This window comes from Alicyclobacillus fructus, from assembly GCF_017329605.1.
GTDB lineage: Bacteria > Bacillota > Bacilli > Alicyclobacillales > Alicyclobacillaceae > Alicyclobacillus > Alicyclobacillus fructus.
This window is the reverse complement of record NZ_JAFMTY010000052.1, coordinates 1-4000: the sequence shown is the minus strand read 5'-3', so window position 1 is coordinate 4000 and position 4000 is coordinate 1. Positions and strand designations below refer to the sequence as shown.

Here is a 4000-nt window from a genome sequence, read left to right as displayed (position 1 = left end):
TTCGGCCTTCGTCACGGTGATCCCTCCGTCAATGGATTCTAGAGGGATCATCTCGCAGAACAGAACCCGAGACTAGGTGTGCGCTATTTGACGCTCACCTCTTAACGTTGGGAGGTGAGCTCTACAAGCAACGCGGAAACTGGGGACAAGCCGAGACCTACTGGCTGCAAGCCGTAGAAGCATTACGAGCGTGTGGGAGTGAGTCAGTTCATCATGTGTTGCGCGAGCTTCAACGGCTTCCTAGAGCCAAGCAATATTTAGCGTTCAGTGAGGGGAGGTGAGGACAGGTGAAGAAGCTTGTGTTATGTGGATGCCTAGTTGTTGCAACTATGTTGGGATTGACCACGCTGAAACCAGCGGATGGTGTCATTCCACCGATTTTAATTGCCGCATCATCTCATATTTAAATCATGGTGCACAGTTCGACACGTTCTGCAATAAACGCGCCTAGTTTGGATAAAAGGTTCATTTGGGCGTAGATATGGAAGATACTTCACGATGAATGGACGCCGTAGAGCGTTGTTTTGCACAGCTGAAGGAGAAACGCAATCTTGTTTCCTGCACAACAACTCATCATAGTAAGGAGTGAAGATGATGGATAAGCGCCTCCTTCTAGTTACGGTAGGTATGTCAACCACTGTGCTACTCGGACAGGTTAGCACTGTATTTGCATCTACACAAGGACCAGATCAAATGCCGAGCCAAGTGAGTTCCACAAAGTCAGCTAATTCTCAAATTGGAGCAAACAGTTTGTACACGCCGCAAACGACATGGCTCTATGAAGTAGGATGGCAGAAATCGTACCAAGATATATATGGCATCACAATTGCCACGCAGGTTGCCTACACAGAATGGTATTCAAACGGGTCCTACAACACCGGGAAAGGTCCTCTGTGGCAAGATGATAGCATTAATCTCGGAACGTATTCAAATGTATCTAACAGTTGGAACTACTTTTACAGCGGAGTCGGAGAGTCAAATGAGTTGGTTGAATTTAAAACACAAATCCCAATCCCCTGGGGAAGTATCACGGTGAGTGATTGGACCAGCCGTATTGTGACTGACGTATACCCATCCGGTTCCAGTTCTGCGTATTAAACTATATGATGCAAATGAGGAATGTCGTGACGAAGGGGTGGGTGACATTTGCTCACCCCTAATTTGTACGATGCATCTTGAGGTGAATCGCGTGATGACTATTGTTGTCGAGGGCTTGGTCAAACGCTATGGGGAAAAGGTAGCTGTCAAAGACGTATCATTCACTGTTGAACCAGGACACATTTTCGGCCTCATTGGACCTAATGGAAGCGGAAAAACAACGACCCTTCGAATTCTAGCAGGTCTCATACGAAGCGATGAAGGAAGAGTTCGCATTCTTGGTCGGGAGCCGGCTAAAGTTCTTTCAAAAATGGGTTGTGTATTCGAATTCCCTAATCTCTATCCATATCTAACGGGTTATGATAACATCCGACTCCTCATTCCAAGATCGAATCCATCCAATGAATATATTAGTACCGCGGCCCGAGAACTGGATATCGAATACGCGCTTAATCGAAAAGTTAAAAGTTATTCTCTTGGAATGAAGCAGCGCCTTATCATTGCCGCAATGTTGATCAAGAATCCAGACGTGTGGATACTAGATGAACCAACAACCGGACTGGACGCAGAAGGATCCGAGGTGCTCCATTCGCTATTGCGAAAGGAAGCCGAAAAAGGCAAGACGATTATTCTGTCCAGTCATGCCTTAAATGGTATTGAAACATGGATTACGGACTTCGGAATTATAAAACATGGAGTTCTCATTCAATCCGGGACAATCGAAGATTTTGTTCAGACATCACCAAAACGGCTAACACTTTTATATTCACTTGATAAAGTACAGTACGCAGCATCCGTATTAAGTACGCTGGGCATCCAAAATGTCTTTCACGACAATCCGCCGCGCCTGGTCATAGACGACACACATTCATATGCGGTTACAGAGCGCCTACTGCAGGAATTATCCGCTAAGGAACTTCTTCCTCTCGAATACCGTTGGGAACATACGAGTTTTTCCGATTTCTACCTAAAGCAAGTGTCTGGAGGTGCGGATTCATGACGTGCGTATTTAGAAAAGAACTTATGAAACAAGGAAAGCATATTTCTACATACATCTGCATCGTAATGATCCTGTTATTTATCGTTTTTGAATTTGTGATGGCGTTGCGAAGTTATGAACATTTCATGGCAGTATACAACTCGCACACCGTTCCCTCAGGTACTCAAGTCCGTCTCCAAAACAGTGCAAAAGCAATTCTAGAGAGCTTCACTAGTCCTTTAGTGCCAGCCAATGCCCCCACATGGTCTTTGGCAATCGCGGCGGCAGTAGGTCCCATCGTATCGTGTATCGTCGGAGCAATCATTGTTGGAAATGAATATCGTTTTGGTACGCAACGTCTATTGTTGACAGTGGGACCAACAAGGTCATCCATTTGGGCGGCCAAAGTTCTCACCTTATTCACTTTCATCATTATCTTTCTCGTCTCAGCGTGCATTGTCGGAGTCATCTCGATTTATATCATCCGCATGAGCCACTCCATCCCAAACGGATCCCCGCTTGTGATTGGTTCACCGCTTGCAGAAACTCTTGCTGCCATCGCAAGTCTCTTTCTGTGGGGAGTGACCGGGATGATGGTCACCATTCTGACCAAAAGTACAATGTTTGGCGCCATCGCTGGAATCGTTTGGCCGTATATCGAATCCCTTGCTTTGGATCAACTGCCAATCCGACAAGTACTTCCTCTATACAACCAAAAGTCGCTTCTGTCGCATGCGTTTGCTCAGATCGGACAAAACGGTCCTGTCGCGTTCACTATGCCCATGCAGCCAGCTGGTGTGGTGCAATCTGCAACTATCACCTGTATATACATCATTTTGTTCCTGTTACTCTCGTTAAGTGTGTACAGACGACAATCAGTGCAGTGATGTGGATTGCGGATGCAATGTTACAACTCAAAACCTCTTAATCGAGAGGAGCAGAACACAATGAGAAAATGGATTGCCATTATTGCATTGTGCCTTTCAACCCTGTCCCTTGCTGGTTCCTTACACCCACTTGTGGGAATCATATGTGGACTCATTGGAATCGGCTTCGGAATAGGTGGGCGAACCGCGACTGGGTTTTATCGCACGTTATCGTGGATTGGAGTAAGTGTGTCCATTGTCGGAATAGCACTAAATATTTTTAAAAGCTATCTGCAAGTTGCCACAACTAACGTCACGCCGACACAAGTGATTATGCAAAAAACTGTTGTTGGCAATAGCACCCACAACAAATGAAACATGTGTCCAACTTACGTAACCGTCACACCGATCACACCTTGTCGCTCAGCCCCTCGGCTGTGGATGATTCATCAGCATCCCATTGCAAGATCGTCGAGCCACGCTCGTGCCTAATTGCAAGAGACCCCGCCATGATCGACAGGCCCTCGGTGAATGCGGCATCACTTTTTGACTCGTGTCCCTTCGGGGAGCGCTTCGGACCACGGCAACAACGTCGCCAACGCCGCCTCATCCGTTAGGTCCATGTTCGGCATCCGCTTGAAGAGATACGTGAGATACGCGGTAACCGTCAAACCAACCACACCTTGATTCGGACGTCGCCACATCCGCTTCTGCCGGCACTTGAGCGATTTCTCACGACCCGACTTCGACAGTTGGACAGAGCACGTAGACTCATGGATGAATGTGGGATCCCATAGCAGCGCGGCTTGTCGGACTTATCCACAGGCATGCGCCGCGTTTTTATTTGCTTTTTTGTAGGCATGCGTTTTGTTGTGGATAACTTTGTTTTTGTGTTTACATATGCGTAGTATGTGTCGTATCATGTGGACATGTATATCCGCGTCATTCGCCGAAAAAACGTAAACGTCAACCGAACTACACCTTGACTCATGTGTCAGGCGTGGGGCTGAGCATCCGCCCGGCTCCGCATGGGTGCTCAAGGACTCGTCCTTCCATA

General features: G+C 47.1%; 3 protein-coding genes. All 3 read left to right on the top strand.

What is annotated here, in order from left to right; all coding sequences use genetic code 11:
- Window positions 1-1180 precede the first annotated feature (1180 nt).
- From J3481_RS14205 to J3481_RS14195, 3 genes are read left to right on the top strand one after another with little or no spacing between them, the layout of a single operon-like run.
- Window positions 1181-2098 (top strand): ABC transporter ATP-binding protein, encoded by a 918-nt coding sequence (locus J3481_RS14205; RefSeq protein ID WP_206832759.1) that lies wholly within the window; start codon window positions 1181-1183, stop codon window positions 2096-2098.
- Window positions 2095-2964, top strand: coding sequence for an ABC transporter permease subunit (locus tag J3481_RS14200; RefSeq protein WP_206832758.1), 870 nt, complete (start codon window positions 2095-2097; stop codon window positions 2962-2964). Before J3481_RS14205 ends, J3481_RS14200 begins: the two co-directional genes overlap by 4 nt.
- 60 nt (window positions 2965-3024) lie before the next feature.
- Entirely contained in the window at window positions 3025-3318 is a 294-nt protein-coding gene (locus tag J3481_RS14195) for a hypothetical protein (RefSeq protein ID WP_206832757.1), read from the top strand.
- The last annotated feature ends 682 nt before the right edge of the window (window positions 3319-4000 follow it).

Bases quoted from the DNA above. Each gene is read 5' to 3' on its own strand.
- J3481_RS14195 (WP_206832757.1), top strand. From the start codon at position 3,025: ATGAGAAAATGGATTGCCATTATTGCATTGTGCCTTTCAACCCTGTCC.
- J3481_RS14200 (WP_206832758.1), top strand. From the start codon at position 2,095: ATGACGTGCGTATTTAGAAAAGAACTTATGAAACAAGGAAAGCATATT.